Here is a 17,922-nt window from a genome sequence, read left to right on the forward strand (position 1 = left end):
ATCATGAGAGAGTAACACGAGAATTATAATAGGAAAGATATTACTATTATTTGTCATAAGTCTTTTTCACTTTTTAGCTAAACGATATGATTAGCAAGTGTAGCTATTGCGAGTTCCTTAGTAGAAGCTTTTTATTAATAAGGTGGTGGAGATTTAATTGGTACACCACTCTTTAAAAGAGTTCAGAACATCAGCAGGTAGTCTAGGCGGAATAGCGGGTGCAAATTTAGTTGCATTAGCAATGGTTATATCACTTGTTTATGCTATGCTTGCAATGGCTTCTGTGTTAAACTTTGGATTGCTACCAGACTTTATTCTGGATCATCTTGTATCATTTTTAAATGAAAATAATGCTAAGATTCTTATGTAGTATGATAACTGGTATTATTTCAGGTTATATTGGATTACTTTTATTCAAAAACTATCCAATTCGTACAGCAGAACAAATTCGTGGTACAACTGGAAAAGCGACAGATGTAGCAACTTAATAGAATAGTAGAATAAATTTTTTCATAGAGGTTTAGGGGGAGTTATGATGAAGTATCGCTCAGTATTTGATATTATCGGTCCAGTTATGATTGGACCATCAAGTTCACATACAGCAGGCGCAGCAAGAATGGGGCAAGTTGCTCGCCAGCTGTTTCGTCATGAACCAGAAAGAGTAAGCATTTCGTTATATGGATCATTTGCAAAGACGTATCGAGGGCATGGTACGGATGTAGCACTAATCGGTGGAATATTAGGATTTGAAACAGATGACTTACGTATTCCAGAGGCGCTAGAAATAGCAAAAGAGCGCGAAATTGAAGTGGAATTCATTGAAGAAGATGCCAATGCACCTCACCCAAATACAGCGAGAATTCGTTTGTATAAAGGTGAAGATGAAATTGAAGTTGTTGCTTGCTCAATTGGTGGCGGTAAAATTGAAGTTGTAGAATTAAACGGATTCGATCTTCAATTATCAGGCACGAGTCCAGCACTACTTATTGTAAATAACGATCGCTTCGGTGCTATTGCAGCGGTAGCTTCAATCCTTGCGAAACATGAGATTAACATTAGTACAATGAGTGTTTCTCGTAAAGAAAAAGGAAGAAGAGCGCTTATGGTCATTGAAACAGATGAATTATTAGCAGATGAAGTGATTGAAGAAATAAAAGCGCAACAAAATATTTGTCAAGTAACTATTATGGAATAATTGCAGGGGGGACACACCATGTTTCGGAACGCAGCGGAACTAGTGGCGCAAGCTAAAGAACAAAATGTAAAAATCGCAGAAATTATGATTCAATGTGAAATGGAAACAAGAAGTATTTCACGTGAAGAAGTAATTGCTGGTATGGAAAAGAACTTAGTAGTGATGGAGCAAGCAGTAGAACGTGGTATTCGCGGCGTGAAATCACCAACTGGTTTAACTGGTGGAGATGCTGTAAAAGTTCAAGCGTATATGAAGAGTGGAAAAGGCTTATCAGGAGATACGATTTTGGACGCAGTAAGCAAAGCTGTTGCAACAAATGAAGTAAACGCGGCGATGGGAATTATTTGTGCAACACCAACAGCAGGGTCTGCTGGAACAGTGCCAGGTGTACTATTTGCACTAAGAGAAAAATTGCAGCCTACACGTGAAGAAATGATTGAATTCTTATTTACAGCAGGAGCTTTCGGTATGGTTGTTGCGAATAACGCTTGTATTTCTGGTGCAGCGGGAGGATGCCAAGCTGAAGTTGGTTCAGCAAGTGGAATGGCGGCTGCAGCCGCAGTTGAGATGGCTGGTGGAACACAAGATCAAGCAGCTACAGCGATGGCAATTTCATTAAAGAACATGCTTGGTTTAGTGTGTGATCCTGTTGCAGGACTTGTAGAAGTACCTTGTGTAAAACGTAATGCAGCAGGAGCTGCGAATGCGATGATTTCAGCAGATTTAGCATTAGCTGGTGTAACGAGTACAATTCCATGTGATGAAGTAATTGAGGCAATGTTTAGAATCGGACAAACGATGCCAGTAGCACTTCGTGAAACAGCAGAAGGTGGACTTGCAGCAACGCCGACTGGTCGTCGCCTGCAAGAAGAGATTTTTGGGAAGAACAATAACTAAGTGTAATTATAGAAAAAGGAGCTCAAATAAACTTGAGCTCCTTTTTCTATTTTTCTTTTGTTAGTTGTTCTAATGTTTTTCCAAGATTATGTGATCGTTTCGTTGCCTGTGTAATACAAGAAATAAGTGCTTGTTGAAATTTATGTTCTTGTAATACTTCAATACCTGCTTCGGTAGTTCCACCAGGAGAAGTAATTTCCTTTCTCAAAATAGAAGGGTGTTTGTCACTTGCTTTTAGCATTTCAGCAGCACCAATCATCGTTTGAAGAATAAGTGATTTTGCAACATCTTCTTTTAAACCAATTTTTTTTGCAGCTTCTTCCATAGCTTCCACTACGTAATAAATATAAGCAGGTCCACTTCCGGATAATGCAGTGACAGCATGCATATCTTCTTCCTCTACAACAGAGACGAGACCAATTGTTTCAAATAAAGATGTTGCAGTGCGAATATGCTCCGCTGTTGCATGTTTTGAAGGGGAGATAGCGGTAGCTGATTTTAAAATGGCTGCGGATGTATTTGGCATTGCACGAATAATTGGAACGTCTTTTTGAAGTAGTTTTCTAATTGAGTCAGTAGAAACACCTGCTAGTAATGAAATAATAAGCACGTTATTATTTATGTATTCTTTAAAAGGGGTAAGCGCCTCTGCAACATCCTTTGGTTTCATTGCTAGAAAAAGAATATTTGCATCAGTAAGTAATTCTTTTTTATTATGAGTACCTTTGACACCGTATTTTTTATGTAGCTCTTGTAATCTTGTCTCGTTAGAACGATTACTTACAGTAATTTGTTCACCTTTAACGACATTTGCATGTAACAAGCCACCAATAATAGCTTCGGCAATAGAGCCTGCACCGAGAAAGGAAATGTTTTGAATAGACATGATGTTCCTCCTTTAATTTTGGTTAGAAATTCTTATAAATGTACATACATTCGTTTTTTTATAGGAAACACCTCTTTTTATCTGAAAATAATGACAAATATATATAGAAGTTGTAAACTGAAGAAGTATTCATTTTTGAACCGGAAAGAGACAGGGGGGCTAAGCATGACGGCGATTCACCGAATGGAGATTCCTGTACCATTTGCAGTGGAAACTGTGAATGTGTTTTTAGTTGAGGGGAAGACATTAACATTAATTGATACAGGGACGAATACAGAAGAGGCAAGGAATGCGTTAGAAAGTCAATTAGGTGCATTAGGACATACGATAGAAGATATTGAAACAGTAGTCATTACGCATCATCATGCAGATCATTGTGGACTTTTAAATATATTTTCTGAGAAGACGAATATTATTGGACATCCTTGGAATGAGCCTTGGATTACACAAAATCCAGAATTTTTAAAGCGGTATCATGAATTTTTTAGAGAGACGGCCTTACAGTTTGGTGTGCCAGCAGCATTTTTGAAAGACGAGTCGTTATTGACGACGAGGACACTTAAATATTCTTGTAATAGATCGTTAACGCATACTGTGAGAGAAGGAGATCGTATTGATTCTTTGCCTGGATTTACAGTACTTGAAACACCAGGTCATGCTTCTACTCATATTTCTTTATATAGAGAATCTGATGGAATATTAATTGGTGGAGATGCTCTCATTAGTCATATTTCTTCGAATCCAATACTAGAACCGCCATATGAAGGGCAAACAGAGCGGGCACGCCCATTACTACAATATAATCAAACATTACAGCGTTTAAGCGAAATGAATATTTCACGCATTTTATCAGGGCATGGGGAAGATGTTCTAAATGTGAAACAACTTATTGAAACGAGATTACAAAAGCAAGAAACACGTGCTTTTAAAGTGCTTGAGTTATTAAAGGAAAAACCAATGACAGCATTTGAAGTATGTGTAAAACTATTTCCGGTATTATATAAAGAACAATTACCACTTACTATTTCAGAAACGGTTGGACAATTGGACTATTTAGCATATAATCAACAAGTGATGATTGATGAGTCATCGCAACAATTGATTTATTATGCAAAGTAGGTGACAGCAATGACAGGACGTTTACAAAATAAAGTAATCGTCATTACAGGTGCTTCTAGTGGGATTGGTGAGCAAGTTGCAATGCAAGTTGCAGCACAGGGAGCGACTCCAGTATTAATGGCTCGAACAGAAGAGAAACTACAAGCGTTAGTAGACAAAATTAAAGAAACTTATAATACGCCTTGCTATTATTATGTATTAGATGTAAGTGAAGAGATGGAAGTACAGTCTGTTTTTTCAAAGGTATTACAAGAAGTGGGACGTATTGATATATTAGTAAACAATGCGGGATTTGGTATTTTTAAAACGTTTGAAGATGCGTCAATGGGTGAAGTAAAAGATATGTTCCAAGTAAATGTATTTGGATTAGTAGCATGTACGAAAGCGGTACTACCTTATATGGTAAACAAGAACGAAGGACATATTATTAATATTGCTTCACTTGCCGGAAAAATTGCAACTCCGAAATCAAGTGCGTATGCAGCAACGAAACATGCTGTATTAGGATTTACGAATAGTTTACGCATGGAATTAGCGAATACAGATATTTATGTTACAGCAATTAATCCAGGTCCGATAGATACAAACTTTTTTGAAATAGCGGATCAATCTGGTACATATGTAAAGAATATGGGACGTTACATGTTAAAACCAACATACGTAGCAGAACAAATCGTAAAGTCGATGCACACGAAAAAACGTGAAGTAAACTTACCGAAGTGGATGGGAATTGGTCCAAAACTTTATGCTTTATTCCCAGGTTTATTTGAACGTGTAGCAGGTAAATCATTAAGTAAAAAATAGGAGATTTCCACATGGAAATCTCCTATTTTTTATTGTTTTCCAGTCACATAATCATAAACAATATCCTCAATCTCCTCGTATAAATCAATTTCAATATTTGAATGAGTCACCGTTTGAATATGTTTCACTAGCATTTCCTGATCTTCTTTTGATATTGGACTGCATTGATATTGCTGAAAACTTTTTATAATCATTTTCTCAATTAATTTTTCGTTCATATTTTTTCCCGCCTGTATGTACGTATGTATTGTTTTATTGTACTTGAAGTGAAATAAAAAAACTACTATGCACTATTTTTGTATAAAAATTCGGTTGAGTATATTATTTTCTAATAAAATTAAGTTTTTTAGATTTAAAAATTTATAAATATTTAATTGACTCTATAAATATACAATATTATAATCATACTTAATTTAAAGAATCGATTTGAGGAGGAACTTATGAAAGTCGCAATTATTGGAGCCACTGGATATGGGGGCATTGAATTAATTCGTTTATTAGAACAACATCCATATTTTTCTATAGCATCTCTTCATTCTTTTTCGCAAGTTGGTGAGTGTATAACAAATGTATATCCGCATCTTCGAAATGTCCTTTTTCATACGTTACAAGAAATTGATGTGAAGACAATAGGGAAAGAAGCAGAAATCGTATTTCTAGCAACACCAGCAGGAGTATCAGCGGAGTTAACTCCCAAGTTAGTAGCAGAAGGTTTAAAAGTAATTGACCTATCTGGAGACTTTCGTATGATAGATCCTTCGTCATATGAACTGTGGTATAAAAGGCCAGCAGCGAAAGAAGAAATTCTTAGAAAAGCAGTGTATGGGTTAAGTGAATGGAAAAGGACTGAGATTCAAAAGGCAAATTTAATTGCAAACCCAGGATGTTTTGCTACAGCCACATTGCTAGCGATAGCGCCGTTAGTACGTAGCGGCATGATTGAAGAAGATTCGATTATTATTGATGCGAAATCAGGGGTATCAGGAGCAGGTAAAACACCAACAACAATGACTCACTTTCCTGAGCTATATGATAACTTGCACATTTATAAAGTGAATGAGCATCAGCACGTTCCAGAGATTGAGCAAATGCTTACAGAATGGAATAATGGATCACAGCCAATTACATTTAGCACACATTTAATACCGATATCACGAGGAATTATGATTACACTTTATGCAAAAGTAAAACAAAAGATGGAAATAAAGCAACTTCAAAAATTGTATGAAGAAACGTATGAACAATCGCCTTTCATCCGAATTTGTACGCAAGGGAAATTTCCAAGTCCAAAAGAAGTGAGAGGCTCAAATTATTGTGATATTGGCATAGCTTACGATGAAAGAACTGAAAGAGTTACGGTCGTTTCTGTTATAGACAATATGATGAAAGGCGCGGCTGGGCAAGCGATTCAAAATGCAAACATAATAGCGGGACTAGAAGAGACAACAGGTTTACAACATATGCCGCTTTATCTATAAGGGGGACATGATGATTAAAGTAGCGTCTATTACAAAATTAGAAAATGGTTCAATTGTAACGCCGAAAGGCTTTTCGGCAATTGGTACTGTAAATGGTCTGAAAAAGGAGAAAAAGGATTTAGGGGCAATCGTTTGTGACGTACCAGCATCATGTGCCGCTGTGTATACAACGAATCAAATACAAGCAGCCCCTTTGCAAGTAACGAAGGATAGTATAACGGCAGAAGGGAAGTTACAAGCAATTATCGTTAATAGTGGAAATGCAAATGCTTGTACTGGAATGCAAGGATTACAAGACGCATACGAGATGCGCGTGTTAGGGGCGGAACATTTTGGGATGAAAGAAAATTACGTTGCAGTAGCTTCAACAGGTGTAATTGGTGTTCCACTGCCGATGGATATAATCCGAAAGGGGGTTGCAACTCTTATACCGACGAAGGAAGAAAGTGAAGCATATTCTTTTTCTGAAGCAATTTTAACGACGGATCTTATCACGAAAGAAACTTGCTATGAAATGATTATTGATGGGAAGAAAGTGGTGATTGCGGGTGTTGCAAAAGGTTCAGGGATGATTCATCCGAATATGGCAACGATGCTTAGTTTTATTACGACAGATGCTCATATAGAGCATAACGTATTGCAAAAAGCGTTATCACAAATAACGAATCATACATTTAATCAAATTACGGTGGATGGAGATACTTCTACGAATGATATGGTCATCGTTATGGCAAGTGGATTATCAGAAACAAGGCCGATAAATATGGAACATACAGATTGGGAAACTTTCGTAGGTGCTTTACAGAAGGTATGTGAAGATTTAGCGAAAAAAATTGCGCAAGATGGTGAAGGCGCTACGAAGTTAATAGAAGTAAATGTGCTAGGAGCTCAAACGAATGAAGAGGCAAAAAAAATTGCAAAGCAAATAGTCGGTTCGAGTCTTGTGAAAACAGCAATACATGGTGAAGACCCAAACTGGGGGCGAATTATTAGCAGTATTGGACAAAGTGAAGTAGCTATTAATCCGAACACAATTGACATTACTCTTCAATCTATATCGGTATTAAAAAATAGTGAGCCTCAAATATTTTCTGAAGAAAAAATGAAAGAGAGGTTACAAGAAGATGAAATAGTCATTAATGTGTACTTACACTTAGGTGAAGAGACAGGATCAGCTTGGGGCTGTGACTTAAGCTATGAATATGTGAAAATAAATGCTTGTTATCGTACATAAGGAGAGAGAAGATGAGCGATTATATTGTAGTGAAATGCGGCGGTAGTATGTTGAATCAATTAAATGATGTGTTTTTTGAATGTATAAAGAAATTGCAACAGAAGTATAAAGTAGTGATTGTTCATGGTGGTGGACCAGAAATTGATGCCAAATTAAAAGATTGTAACATCAACGTAGAAAAAAGAGATGGATTACGGATAACACCAAAAGAAGTTATGGATGTTGTTCAAATGGTGCTATGCGGAAGTACGAATAAAAAACTCGTAATGAATTTACAAAAGCATAATTTACTTGCGGTAGGTTGTTCAGGGTGTGACGGCAATTTACTTCAAATTCAACCTGTCAGCGAAGAGATAGGATATGTAGGGGAAGTAAGTTATGTAGAAACAGCTTTATTAAAAGGATTAATAAATATGGAGTATATTCCTGTTATTGCTCCAATCGGGGTAAATGGTAATGAAATTTATAACATAAATGCGGACAATGCTGCGGCTGGGATTGCGGCCGCGTTAGGGGCAAAAGAGCTTGTTTTTATTACGGATGTAGATGGAATATTACATGAAGGGAATTTGGTAAAGGAAACGGATGAATCTGAAATTGCAACTTTTATAGAAACAGGTGTTATTACAGGTGGGATGATTCCGAAAGTACAGGCGGCACTAGCATCATTAAAAATGGGAGTGCAAAAGATAAGTATTGTGAATGGTACAAAAGATTTTACTGAGGTTACGGGAGAGTGTATTGGAACGACGGTAACGAAAGGCGTGAGTATTGCATGACGAGTCATCTTTTTCAAACGTATGGCAGAAGAACTATTGAGTTTGTAAAGGGAACTGGAACGAAAGTTATTGATAATAACGGTAAGGAATATTTAGATTTCACATCAGGAATTGGCGTATGTAATTTAGGACATTGTCACCCTACTGTTCTCAAAGGTGTACAAGAGCAACTTGATGATATATGGCATATATCTAACCTGTTTACAAACAGCTTACAAGAAGAAGTTGCGTCATTATTAACAGAAAATAGAGCATTAGATTATGTGTTTTTCTGTAATAGTGGGGCAGAGGCAAATGAAGCGGCTTTAAAGTTAGCACGTAAGCATACTGGAAAATCTCTCGTCGTAACATGCCAGCAGTCTTTTCACGGTAGAACATTTGGAACGATGAGTGCAACAGGCCAAGATAAGGTAAAAGAAGGATTTGGTCCATTACTTCCATCTTTTTTACACATCCCTTTTAACGATATTAAAGCATTAGAGGAAGTAATGAATGAAGAAGTTGCGGCGGTAATGGTAGAAGTAGTTCAAGGAGAGGGAGGAGTAATACCTGCTGATCTATCTTTTTTGAAAGAGATTGAAACATTATGTAATAAGTTCGGTTCCTTATTTATTATAGACGAAGTACAAACGGGGATAGGAAGAACTGGAACACTATTCGCTTATGAACAAGTGGGAATAGAGCCTGATATCGTTACCGTTGCAAAGGCACTTGGGAATGGGATTCCTGTCGGAGCGATGATTGGCGGGAAAAAGCTCGGAACGTCGTTTACTGCAGGATCACACGGTTCAACTTTTGGCGGGAATTACATCGCGATGGCTGCAGCGAAAGAAGTATTGCAAGTGAGTAAAAAACCATCGTTTTTAAAAGAAGTACAAGAAAAAGGCGAGTACGTATTAGAGAAGTTGCAAGAGGAATTACAGCATGTCGAATGTATTCAAAATATACGTGGTAAAGGGCTTATGATTGGGATTGAGTGTAAGCATGAAGTTGCAAGTTTTATAGAACAACTAGAAAACGAAGGACTTCTCGTATTACAAGCAGGCCCTAATGTTATAAGACTATTACCGCCACTCATTGTCACGAATGAAGAGTTAGAACAGGCAGTATATATAATAAAAAAAGTAGTTTGTACAAAAAACGTATCAATCATATAAGGGGGAAGTTTCATGTCAACTGTACAAGTACCGAAATTAAATACGAAAGATCTTTTAACACTAGAAGAATTAACGAAAGAAGAAATTATTTCTTTAATTGAGTTCGCTATATATTTAAAAAAGAATAAGCAAGAGCCTTTATTACAAGGCAAAATATTAGGGCTTATTTTTGATAAGCATTCAACTCGTACTCGTGTATCTTTTGAAGCGGGAATGGTACAACTCGGGGGACATGGTATGTTTTTAAGTGGAAAAGAGATGCAAATGGGAAGAGGAGAAACTGTTTCAGATACTGCGAAAGTATTATCGCAGTATATTGACGGGATTATGATACGTACATTCTCGCACGCGGATGTAGAAGAGCTTGCAAAAGAATCGAGTATTCCTGTTATTAACGGTTTAACGGATGATCATCATCCTTGTCAAGCATTGGCAGACCTCATGACAATATATGAAGAAACAAATACATTTAAAGGAATAAAATTGGCTTACGTAGGTGACGGAAATAATGTATGTCATTCATTGTTGCTAGCGAGTGCAAAAGTCGGAATGCATATGACTATTGCAACGCCTGTAGGATATGAACCGAATGAAGAGATTGTAAAAAAAGCGTTAGCGATTGCCAAGGAAACAGGAGCTGAGATTGAAGTTTTGCATAATCCTGAATTAGCGGTGAATGAAGCAGATTTCATTTATACTGACGTTTGGATGAGCATGGGGCAAGAGGGCGAAGAAGAGAAATATTCTTTATTTCAACCTTACCAAATCAATAACGAACTTGTTAAGCATGCGAAGCAAACATATCGTTTCTTACACTGTTTACCTGCCCATCGTGAAGAAGAAGTAACAGGAAAAATTATAGATGGACCGCAGTCTATCGTCTTTGAGCAAGCTGGTAATCGATTGCATGCTCAAAAAGCGTTATTAGTGAGTTTATTTAAAAATGTAGAAGAGCCTTCCTAAAAGGGAGGTTTTTTTATATTAAAATGTCATATGTATATTTAGTTAACCATTTCGATATCATTTATAATAAAAGAGAAAACTAAATTTGTTTTTCAGAGTGTGTAAGGACATACTACATATAAAAATATAGTTAAAGAGATGATGAGGGTGAAAACAACTAAGAAAACATATTCGTTTTTTCAGCGGATATGGAGAATATTAAAGTTTCAATATTATAAGTTGCTTCGATCGCCAGAAGGCGCAAAGAAAGTATCATTAGGGTTTGCTATAGGATTCGGCTTAGAAATGTTAGTCATTTATACGGCATCGCTCGTATATGTAATATTTTATCCAATCGTCAGGTTAGCAAAGGGATCTTTTCCTGCGGCAGTTATTGGCAATATTATTGGGAAAATATCGTTTCTCCCAGTATTTTTATTTCCGCTTGCGTATACGCTAGGAAAAATGATTTATCCATTTCATGTACAGAAAATTCATCATGAACCATTTAAGATATCGGACTTGTTTTCAAGTCACATTTTTACGATATTAAAGAGCTTATTACAAAGTGAAGTGTATGTATTAATTGGAATGACGATTTTAGGAGTTGTGTTTGGTCTCATTTCGTATTTCGTTGTGCATTATTTATACGAAAAGAACCGTAAGTTACGCTTGAAGAAAAGGAAGAAACGAGTGAGAGAACCACTTGTACAATTATAAACAATGTCACATTCATTTTCTCCTTTGAATATGTTTAAGAAAAAGGAGGAGAGGATAATGTATTATTATTACGTACCTCAAGTATATCCATATGTAAATTATTATCCGGTTTATGATACGAGTAGACAATACGAATTATATCGGCAACAACAATTACAGCAATTATCACAAATACCACAAATACCACAACAACAGCCTACACAGGAAAAAAAACCATATTTAACAACATGGCCATATTCCAATGTATACTATGGTAACTATTACGAATCATAAAGCTGCTTCTATTTAGAAGCAGCTTTATACGTTTGTTTTCAAAATTAAATTTTGAATGGTTTGAAGAGAATGAATGAGCTTTTCGCGCTCTTCCTCAGATAATGTTTGGAAATTTTCTTTTAGTTTGTCTAAAATGAATTGCTGATACTGATTTACTAATAATTTCCCTTCAGCTGTTAGGGAAATTAAAATGACCCGTCGATCTTTTTCGCTATAATGACGCTCTATTAGTTCTTCTTGAATAAGTTTGTTTAATAGAGGTGTCATGTTAGGCCGTGAAATCGCTAGCCGCTTGCCGATTTCGGAAACTGCTAATGTGCCGTTTTCATGCAAAAGCAGTAATACTTGTGTATGTGATGGCGGCATATGTCTTTGAGAAGAAAATTCTCCAGGAAGCATAAATTTGCGATAAAAAAGAGGCACTAGCGAAAGAAGATGATCAACAATACGTTCCCACTCGCGTGATTCCATATAAAGGCCCCCTTCCACTATCATTGTAACAAAAAAGACATGTTATAAAAATAGAATTGTTTCATGGTCGCTTTAATATTTGTAGGATAACACTTGCTTTGTAAATGTATTGGCAATAATTGCATAGCCGTTATCATTTGGGTGTACTTGGTCAAATAATAACTCTTTTTTATCATTCGATATTAATTTGCGAATTGGTAAAACGATAGATGGTTGATTTGCTTTGGAAATGGAATAAACAGATTCATTCCAGCCATCTAAAAACATATCTGCATAACTTGCGATGGAGTCATCGAGTTGTAACGGGTTATAGAGTTCTGAGAGAATGAGTAAAGCATCCGGATTTTGATCTCGAACTGTCTTTACAATACTTTTTATATCCGCTTCAAAATGGGCTTTTTCTTTATTTAACATTTTTATACCATCTATAACACCGACATCACGATTTAAACGAAATAAATTATTTCCTCCAATATTAATTGTAATTATATTTGCTGCTCTAATTTTTTCCTTTACATCTTCTGATTGAACTTTTTTAGCGAGACGATCTGTTGTAAGACCGTTTACCCCAAGGTTTTCTACTGTAATTGGTTTGTGAATTTGTGCTTCTATTTGCTTAGAAGCTAATTCAGCAAACCCACCTTGTGTCGATCCATATCCTTTAGCGAGTGAATCACCTAATACAAGCTGATAAAAAGATTCGTTTGTTTGCTTATCAATCCAATTTGGGGCAGATGTTTTTTCTGTTTTTTCTTCAGATTCATTTTGTTTTGTCTCGTCGTTCTTTTCAAAATAAGAATAAGAAATGATCAGAAGGAGGAGACAAACAATTGTTAAGATGACTTTTTTCATAAATTCATCCTCCTTGTAATTGGTAATTGTATCATATTCAGCAGTATTAGCAATGTAAGGGCATATTATATGTTTATGAAAAGTTTATAATAACTTTACAGAAAATTTGTTGAAGTTTGTCAAAAAATATTGACGATAGGAAAGAACTTTATATATGATAATGTCAGATAAGGTGAAACTTTAATGAGTGGGAGCTTTATTTCCTATTAATTGTTAGTCTTCATCAATCGGGCGTTTAAGGGGACTACTCGTTAGCGCAGGGTGAAATGAAAATTGTGTCTCTAATAGAAGAAAAAAGGTATGTGGTTAGAGACAGATAGGGATTCATTTCATTATTTCTGGTAATTGTATAAGGGGGATTTTTTGTGAAAAAGTCAAAAAAAATGCTAGCTGGAGCAACTCTTGCGATTGGTGTTATAGCACCGCAAGTAATGCCAGCAACAGCTCATGCAGATGAGAACACTGGGGAGAGTACAGTTAAATTACGAATTCTAGAAACATCAGATATTCACGTTAACTTAATGAATTACGATTATTATCAAACGAAAACAGATAATAAAGTAGGTCTCGTACAAACGGCAACACTCGTTAATAAAGCACGTGAAGAAGTGAAGAACTCTGTCCTATTTGATGATGGGGATGCATTACAAGGGACACCGCTTGGGGATTACGTAGCGAATAAAATAAAAGATAAAGATCCGAAGAATCCTGTTGATCCTAACTATGTCCATCCATTATATCGTGTAATGAATTTAATGAAGTATGACGTCATCTCTCTTGGGAATCATGAATTTAACTATGGTTTAGATTATTTAAAGGAAGTGACTAGTAAAACAAAAATTCCGGTTATTAACTCGAATGTCTACATAGATGACCATGATGGTAATGATGAGAATGACGAGCATTACTTTGATAGACCATATCATATTTTAGAGAAAGAAGTAGTGGATGAAGCAGGCCAAAAACAAATAGTGAAAATTGGTGTAATGGGATTTGTTCCACCACAAATTATGAATTGGGATAAAGCGAATTTAGAAGGACAAGTTAAAGCGAAAGATATAGTTGAAACAGCGAAGAAAATGGTACCAAAAATGAAAGCAGAAGGTGCAGATGTTATCGTTGCACTAGCTCATTCCGGTGTTGATAAAAGTGGATACAACGTTGGTATGGAAAACGCGTCGTATTATTTAACAGAGGTTCCTGACGTAGATGCAGTATTAATGGGACATTCACATACTGAAGTGCAGGATATATTTAATGGTGTTCCAGTTGTAATGCCTGGCGTTTTTGGCAGTAACTTAGGTATTATTGATATGCAATTGAAAAAGGTAAACGGAAAATGGGAAGTACAAAAAAAGAATCAATCTAAGCCAGCACTTCGTAAGATTGCTGATAGTAAAGGTAATCCGTTAGTAGAATCTGATCAAAAATTAGTTAATGAAATTAAAGATGAACATGAAAAGACAATCGAATATGTAAATACACCTGTAGGTGAAACGAAAGCACCAATTAATAGTTATTTTTCATTAGTACAAGATGATCCTTCCGTACAAATTGTGACAAATGCGCAAAAATGGTATGTAGAACAAGAACTTAAAAAACCAGAGTACGAAAAGATTAAAGATATTCCGGTTTTATCTGCAGGTGCACCATTTAAAGCAGGTGGCCGAAACGGTGCTGCATATTATACTGATATTCCAGCTGGAACGTTAGCAATTAAAAACGTTGCAGATTTATACGTATATCCAAATACGTTATATGCTGTAAAAGTAAATGGGGCACAAGTGAAAGAATGGCTTGAAATGTCTGCAGGTCAGTTTAATACAATTGATCCAAAGAAAACAGAAGAACAGCCATTAGTAAATATAGGCTATCCTACATATAACTTCGATATTTTAGATGGCTTAAAATACGAAATTGATGTAACACAACCGGCGAAATACGATAAAGATGGAAAAGTTGTAAATGCAAATACGAATCGTATTGTAAATATGACATATGAAGGTAAACTAGTAGCTGATGATCAAGAGTTCATCGTTGCTACAAATAATTATCGTGGAAGTAGCCAGACGTTCCCGGGTGTAAGTAAAGGGGAAGTTGTATATCAATCGCAAGATGAAACACGTCAAATTATTGTAAAGTATATGCAAGAAACGCCAGTTATTAACCCGACAGCAGATCAAAATTGGACGTTTAAACCGATTGTTGCAGATAAATTAATTACAACATTTGATTCTTCACCAAAAGCAAAAGAGTATATAAAGAAAGATGGAAAGATTTCATATGTTGGACCATCTGAAAATGAATTTGCTAAATATGCAATTGATATAACGAAGAAGAATGATGATAAAGAAACTGGTGGAGAAAATCCGACGACACCGCCAACAGGTAATGGAGAAAACCCAACACCACCAACAGAAGAAGGTAATAATGGTAATGAACCAAAGCAAGATGGAAACAATACTGGATCTGGACAAACTACAACAGATGATCAAAATACAAAAGAAACAACAACAACTGTAAGTGAAAATAAAGAAGCTGAAAAAGATGAACGTGATTTACCGAAAACAGGTGCAAGTATTGCTTCTACAATTGGAGCTGGTCTTGCGTTTGTTGGAGCGGGATTACTTATGTTATTTAGAAGAAAGAAAGCGAATAGATAGTCGAGAAATATAAAAAGGATTACCGATTTGGTAATCCTTTTTGTTATATTATGAAACTGGTACTGCTTTTTCTTTTTTCCATGAAAGACCGAATCCAGTAAAGCCGACGATAATGGTTACGACTGGACACGCTAAACAGAAGATTGCGTATGGCAAGTAATCGAATGTTGGAACGCTAAGAACGTTTGTTAAGAATACGCCACTGACACCCCATGGTACGAGTGGATTAATTACTGTACCAGCATCTTCTAATACTCGTGATAAATTACGACGTTCTAAACCGACTTCATCGTATTTATTAGCGAATGCTTGTCCTGTTAAAACGATGGATAAGTACTGCTCACCAAGTAAGAAGTTTACACCAATTGCAGTTGAAGCAGTAGAAATAATTAAGCGTGTACTAGTTTTTACGAAGCTAGAGATAATATTCATCAGCTGCGCTATAATACCCATTCCTTGTAATAATCCTCCCATACAAAGAGCTAGGAAAATAAGAGCAATTGACATCATCATACTTTGCAGGCCACCGCGAGATAATAAGCTGTCAATGTCTTTGATACCAGTTTTAGAAACGTAACCGTCTTGCATAATTTTTATTAAATCAGCTAAAGAAGTGCTAGGTTTAAAAATAAAGAGAATAATAATCCCTACCACAATTCCTGCAAGTAATGTTGGAACTGCGGGTACCTTTTTAAATGCGAATAGGAACAGTAATAAAATAGGAATCAGTGTAACGATAGAAATCGTTGCATTTTTTTCTAGTGTGTTAATAAATGCTGAGAAATCAACGTTTCCACCAGATCCGCTTCCTAAAATGAAAAATGCGATAAATGCAATAATGAAAGCTGGCACTGTTGTCCAAAGCATGTTACGAATATGTTCAAATAAATCTACACCTGTTACAGCAGGCGCTAAGTTTGTTGTATCAGATAAAGGAGACATTTTATCTCCGAAGAATGCACCAGAAATAATTGCACCAGCAATAAGAGCTGGATCGTATCCAAGGGCAGTACCCATTCCCATAAAAGCAAGTCCTACAGTTGCAGCAGTTGTAAAAGCACTACCGATACTCGTTCCAACAATTGCACAAACAACAAAAACAGTTGGAACGAAAATTTTTGGAGATACAAGTTGGAAGCCGTATACCATTAAAGTAGGAATAGTTCCAGCTGCGATCCAAACGCTAATTAATACGCCTACAAGTAAGAAAATAAATATAGATGGAATACCAGCTGAAATACTACTAATCATCCCTTTCTCCATAGTAGACCAAGAGATTTTCTTCAAGAATCCAAATGCTAATAAAAGAACGATACCAAATAAAATTGGGATGTGTGGTGAAACTTCTAATTGAATAACACTAAAACCAATACAGAAAAAGATAAAAATTGTTAAAAGAACAGACTCAATTTTTGAAACCATTGTTTTCCCCTCCTAAGTAATATGAAATAGCTCTTTTTTATATAAAATTCGCCAATATTGTATATTTCCTTCTAAAATTTAGAATTTTGTGACAAATTACCGGTAATTGTTAGTCCTTCTATATGATACGGAAATGATTGGATAAAAAAACGTCCCTGCATATAATTATGCAGGGACGAAGAAATCGCGGTACCACCCTAGCTTGTGAAATGAATGTATCACAAAATAAAGGGTCATATGATATGCGCTTATAAAATAAAAACGCCCCTGCAATATATGCAGGGACGAAAAATTCGCGGTACCACCCTAAATTGTGAAACAGTTTCGTTTCACCACTCTTTAGACATAACGGTCTATAACCGTCTTTCACTACTCCTCACGTTTCGTAAAAGAAGCTCCAGGGGGTAATTCATAATTCGCTCTGTACTGGTTCGCACCGACCACCAGCTCTCTGAAATCAGAAATCGAAATACTACTAAATCCTATCAACGCCGATTCATATGATGTTAGTTAAATTTTTATCATATTTTCATCTTACATGTCAATAAAAATATTAAATGTTTTTTTAGGGAAATAAAGGATAATTGTTTTTAACGCTGTAAAAATGTACGTTATAATGAATTTGAAAGGGGGAGGAAAGAGTGAAGAAAAAAATAATTCTTTTTACCACTTTATTAGTTATTGGAGGAAGTGCTGGAATTTACACAGTTTTTGCGGCTGAATCAGAGCAGTTGAAACAAAAGCAAATACAACAGTCAGAAGTGAAGAAAGTAAAAGAAATAGAAGAGAAGAAATCAATGGAAAAAGCAGCAGAAAAACTAGGAGTTTCTACTGAGGGGAAAACAAAAGAAGAGGTTACGAAAGAAGTAAATACCGCTAGATTTGAGCAGCGTCATGATTTATTAATTGAGCATGCGAAGCAGCTTGGAATTAATACAGAGGGAAAAAAAGATGAAGAAATTATTTTAGAAATTGGAAAGATACAGCATGGAAAGTAGAACAACTTATCGTATGATAAGTTGTTCTTTTT

19 protein-coding genes and 1 other annotated feature are annotated in these 17,922 nt (G+C 35.9%); of the genes, 14 read left to right on the forward strand and 5 right to left on the reverse strand.

All coding sequences use genetic code 11. From position 1 onward, the window contains the following. The first annotated feature begins 157 nt into the window (after positions 1-157). The 3 genes from IQ781_RS22415 (at position 158) to sdaAA (ending at position 2,092) form a co-directional block, all read left to right on the forward strand. Positions 158-370: a hypothetical protein gene (locus IQ781_RS22415; RefSeq protein ID WP_000233385.1), complete on the forward strand. Its 213-nt coding sequence runs from the start codon at positions 158-160 to the stop codon at positions 368-370. 165 nt (positions 371-535) lie between these two features. Beyond that, positions 536-1,195 (forward strand): L-serine ammonia-lyase, iron-sulfur-dependent subunit beta, encoded by a 660-nt coding sequence (gene sdaAB, locus IQ781_RS22420; RefSeq protein WP_000877445.1) that lies wholly within the window; start codon positions 536-538, stop codon positions 1,193-1,195. An 18-nt stretch (positions 1,196-1,213) separates the two neighbouring features. Beyond that, positions 1,214-2,092: an L-serine ammonia-lyase, iron-sulfur-dependent, subunit alpha gene (sdaAA, locus tag IQ781_RS22425; protein ID WP_000489461.1), complete on the forward strand. Its 879-nt coding sequence runs from the start codon at positions 1,214-1,216 to the stop codon at positions 2,090-2,092. Positions 2,093-2,138: 46 nt separating this feature from the next. Here sdaAA and proI read toward each other — a convergent pair whose 3' ends face one another. Then, on the reverse strand, positions 2,139-2,978 hold the full coding sequence (proI, locus tag IQ781_RS22430; RefSeq protein WP_000027249.1) for a pyrroline-5-carboxylate reductase ProI: 840 nt from the start codon (positions 2,976-2,978) through the stop codon (positions 2,139-2,141). 165 nt (positions 2,979-3,143) lie between these two features. Here proI and IQ781_RS22435 point away from each other — a divergent pair, with 165 nt between their 5' ends. Then, entirely contained in the window at positions 3,144-4,097 is a 954-nt protein-coding gene (locus IQ781_RS22435; protein ID WP_063220769.1) for an MBL fold metallo-hydrolase, read from the forward strand. A 9-nt stretch (positions 4,098-4,106) separates the two neighbouring features. Continuing rightward, positions 4,107-4,901, forward strand: a complete 795-nt coding sequence (locus IQ781_RS22440) for an SDR family NAD(P)-dependent oxidoreductase (RefSeq protein ID WP_000147794.1) — start codon at positions 4,107-4,109, stop codon at positions 4,899-4,901. Between the two features lie 29 nt (positions 4,902-4,930). Here IQ781_RS22440 and IQ781_RS22445 read toward each other — a convergent pair whose 3' ends face one another. Next, positions 4,931-5,119 carry a YqzH family protein gene (locus tag IQ781_RS22445; protein WP_001003222.1) on the reverse strand — a complete coding sequence of 63 codons (189 nt, stop codon included), beginning with the start codon at positions 5,117-5,119 and terminating at the stop codon, positions 4,931-4,933. Between the two features lie 222 nt (positions 5,120-5,341). Here IQ781_RS22445 and argC point away from each other — a divergent pair, with 222 nt between their 5' ends. The 7 genes from argC (at position 5,342) to IQ781_RS22480 (ending at position 11,484) form a co-directional block, all read left to right on the forward strand. Continuing rightward, a complete protein-coding gene (argC, locus tag IQ781_RS22450) occupies positions 5,342-6,379 on the forward strand; it encodes an N-acetyl-gamma-glutamyl-phosphate reductase (protein ID WP_063220771.1) in 1,038 nt (345 codons plus the stop codon). 10 nt (positions 6,380-6,389) lie between these two features. Continuing rightward, positions 6,390-7,613 carry a bifunctional glutamate N-acetyltransferase/amino-acid acetyltransferase ArgJ gene (gene argJ, locus IQ781_RS22455; protein ID WP_139846706.1) on the forward strand — a complete coding sequence of 408 codons (1,224 nt, stop codon included), beginning with the start codon at positions 6,390-6,392 and terminating at the stop codon, positions 7,611-7,613. A gap of 11 nt (positions 7,614-7,624) precedes the next feature. Continuing rightward, on the forward strand, positions 7,625-8,392 hold the full coding sequence (argB, locus tag IQ781_RS22460; protein ID WP_001286797.1) for an acetylglutamate kinase: 768 nt from the start codon (positions 7,625-7,627) through the stop codon (positions 8,390-8,392). Continuing rightward, positions 8,389-9,549: an acetylornithine transaminase gene (locus tag IQ781_RS22465; protein WP_050292896.1), complete on the forward strand. Its 1,161-nt coding sequence runs from the start codon at positions 8,389-8,391 to the stop codon at positions 9,547-9,549. Before argB ends, IQ781_RS22465 begins: the two co-directional genes overlap by 4 nt. A 12-nt stretch (positions 9,550-9,561) precedes the next feature. Then, the gene (argF, locus tag IQ781_RS22470) at positions 9,562-10,512 is read left to right on the forward strand and encodes an ornithine carbamoyltransferase (protein WP_050252207.1); all 951 of its coding nucleotides are present in this window, start codon (positions 9,562-9,564) and stop codon (positions 10,510-10,512) included. A 138-nt stretch (positions 10,513-10,650) separates the two neighbouring features. Further along, positions 10,651-11,211: a DUF2062 domain-containing protein gene (locus IQ781_RS22475; protein WP_050252208.1), complete on the forward strand. Its 561-nt coding sequence runs from the start codon at positions 10,651-10,653 to the stop codon at positions 11,209-11,211. A 57-nt stretch (positions 11,212-11,268) separates the two neighbouring features. Next, a complete protein-coding gene (locus IQ781_RS22480) occupies positions 11,269-11,484 on the forward strand; it encodes a hypothetical protein (RefSeq protein WP_000291955.1) in 216 nt (71 codons plus the stop codon). Positions 11,485-11,508: 24 nt separating this feature from the next. Here IQ781_RS22480 and IQ781_RS22485 read toward each other — a convergent pair whose 3' ends face one another. Next, positions 11,509-11,955: a MarR family winged helix-turn-helix transcriptional regulator gene (locus IQ781_RS22485; RefSeq protein WP_000445819.1), complete on the reverse strand. Its 447-nt coding sequence runs from the start codon at positions 11,953-11,955 to the stop codon at positions 11,509-11,511. Positions 11,956-12,027: 72 nt separating this feature from the next. Further along, on the reverse strand, positions 12,028-12,807 hold the full coding sequence (locus IQ781_RS22490) for a GDSL-type esterase/lipase family protein (protein WP_242808159.1): 780 nt from the start codon (positions 12,805-12,807) through the stop codon (positions 12,028-12,030). Between the two features lie 365 nt (positions 12,808-13,172). Between IQ781_RS22490 and cpdB the strand changes: the two genes are divergently transcribed. Continuing rightward, the gene (cpdB, locus tag IQ781_RS22495; protein WP_139846707.1) at positions 13,173-15,470 is read left to right on the forward strand and encodes a bifunctional 2',3'-cyclic-nucleotide 2'-phosphodiesterase/3'-nucleotidase; all 2,298 of its coding nucleotides are present in this window, start codon (positions 13,173-13,175) and stop codon (positions 15,468-15,470) included. A 48-nt stretch (positions 15,471-15,518) separates the two neighbouring features. On the opposite strand, the gene nhaC is transcribed toward cpdB, so the two are convergent. Beyond that, positions 15,519-16,892 (reverse strand): Na+/H+ antiporter NhaC, encoded by a 1,374-nt coding sequence (gene nhaC / locus IQ781_RS22500; RefSeq protein WP_000253730.1) that lies wholly within the window; start codon positions 16,890-16,892, stop codon positions 15,519-15,521. 277 nt (positions 16,893-17,169) lie between these two features. After that, positions 17,170-17,390 (reverse strand) — a binding site (T-box leader). A 143-nt stretch (positions 17,391-17,533) separates the two neighbouring features. On the opposite strand from nhaC, the gene IQ781_RS22505 reads away from it, so the two are divergent. After that, positions 17,534-17,890, forward strand: coding sequence for a hypothetical protein (locus IQ781_RS22505; protein WP_139846708.1), 357 nt, complete (start codon positions 17,534-17,536; stop codon positions 17,888-17,890). Positions 17,891-17,922: the final 32 nt, after the last annotated feature.

The organism is Bacillus sp. N447-1 (assembly GCF_022701035.1).
Classification (GTDB): domain Bacteria; phylum Bacillota; class Bacilli; order Bacillales; family Bacillaceae_G; genus Bacillus_A; species Bacillus_A cereus.

Excerpts from the sequence above, each read along its gene's own strand:
- sdaAB (WP_000877445.1), top strand. The coding sequence starts at position 536 with ATGAAGTATCGCTCAGTATTTGATATTATCGGTCCAGTTATGATTGGA.
- sdaAA (WP_000489461.1), top strand. The coding sequence starts at position 1,214 with ATGTTTCGGAACGCAGCGGAACTAGTGGCGCAAGCTAAAGAACAAAAT.
- proI (WP_000027249.1), bottom strand. The coding sequence starts at position 2,978 with ATGTCTATTCAAAACATTTCCTTTCTCGGTGCAGGCTCTATTGCCGAA.
- IQ781_RS22435 (WP_063220769.1), top strand. The coding sequence starts at position 3,144 with ATGACGGCGATTCACCGAATGGAGATTCCTGTACCATTTGCAGTGGAA.
- IQ781_RS22440 (WP_000147794.1), top strand. The coding sequence starts at position 4,107 with ATGACAGGACGTTTACAAAATAAAGTAATCGTCATTACAGGTGCTTCT.
- IQ781_RS22445 (WP_001003222.1), bottom strand. The coding sequence starts at position 5,119 with ATGAACGAAAAATTAATTGAGAAAATGATTATAAAAAGTTTTCAGCAA.
- argC (WP_063220771.1), top strand. The coding sequence starts at position 5,342 with ATGAAAGTCGCAATTATTGGAGCCACTGGATATGGGGGCATTGAATTA.
- argJ (WP_139846706.1), top strand. The coding sequence starts at position 6,390 with ATGATTAAAGTAGCGTCTATTACAAAATTAGAAAATGGTTCAATTGTA.
- argB (WP_001286797.1), top strand. The coding sequence starts at position 7,625 with ATGAGCGATTATATTGTAGTGAAATGCGGCGGTAGTATGTTGAATCAA.
- IQ781_RS22465 (WP_050292896.1), top strand. The coding sequence starts at position 8,389 with ATGACGAGTCATCTTTTTCAAACGTATGGCAGAAGAACTATTGAGTTT.
- argF (WP_050252207.1), top strand. The coding sequence starts at position 9,562 with ATGTCAACTGTACAAGTACCGAAATTAAATACGAAAGATCTTTTAACA.
- IQ781_RS22475 (WP_050252208.1), top strand. The coding sequence starts at position 10,651 with ATGATGAGGGTGAAAACAACTAAGAAAACATATTCGTTTTTTCAGCGG.
- IQ781_RS22480 (WP_000291955.1), top strand. The coding sequence starts at position 11,269 with ATGTATTATTATTACGTACCTCAAGTATATCCATATGTAAATTATTAT.
- IQ781_RS22485 (WP_000445819.1), bottom strand. The coding sequence starts at position 11,955 with ATGGAATCACGCGAGTGGGAACGTATTGTTGATCATCTTCTTTCGCTA.
- IQ781_RS22490 (WP_242808159.1), bottom strand. The coding sequence starts at position 12,807 with ATGAAAAAAGTCATCTTAACAATTGTTTGTCTCCTCCTTCTGATCATT.
- nhaC (WP_000253730.1), bottom strand. The coding sequence starts at position 16,892 with ATGGTTTCAAAAATTGAGTCTGTTCTTTTAACAATTTTTATCTTTTTC.